The organism is Acetobacter okinawensis (assembly GCF_002153655.1).
GTDB lineage: Bacteria > Pseudomonadota > Alphaproteobacteria > Acetobacterales > Acetobacteraceae > Acetobacter > Acetobacter okinawensis_A.
The window spans coordinates 1-623 of record NZ_JOPJ01000056.1; the positions used below are offsets into that span (position 1 = coordinate 1).

Sequence of the window (623 nt, forward strand, 5' to 3'; positions counted from 1 at the left end):
GCGGCCTCGACCATGGCCCGGTCATAGCCGGTCAGGGCAGAGGCAGACTGCGCTGCGCGGTTCTGCTGCTCTATCAGCTCCGCAAACGGACCACGCATACCCGCAAGTGCGACATTGGCAGCTTGGAGTTGGCCTGTGTAGCTTTTGATGCTCTCGGCATATTCTGGAGCCTTAATCTGGCCAGCTGCATACAGCTTGTTTGCTGCTGCAATGGCGACATTCAGGGCGGTAATGTGCCGTCTCTGCTCGTCAATCTGGCCGCCAAGGCTACTGTCCGTTCCCATGGCCGCAGCCATTTGCTTTTGCCAGACAGCATATTCTGCCGCTAACCCTGCGGTTGATTCTTTCTGCTTATCCTGCGCTGCCGTGACGGCTGATGCAGCAGATACGGCAGCACTGGACGCACCTGTGGCGGGTGCAGAAAACGTGGGGTTGGCAGCGTTCCCCTGATGCATAAGGCTGGCCATATTGGTAGCGCCTACGGCATTCAGGCCGCTTTCCACACCACCTTCCAGATAACTGCCTGCCGATTTGAGCCCACCCCACAGAGAACTGCCTACACTGGAAATTTCATCGGGGATTTTCTTAAAGCCTGTGATGACCTCATCCACCACATTGAGCGC

1 pseudogene is annotated in these 623 nt (G+C 57.1%); it reads right to left on the minus strand.

Going from position 1 to position 623, the window contains the following annotated elements:
* Nucleotides 1-623 (minus strand): annotated as a pseudogene (locus HK26_RS13575) (phage tail length tape measure family protein); the annotation flags it as partial.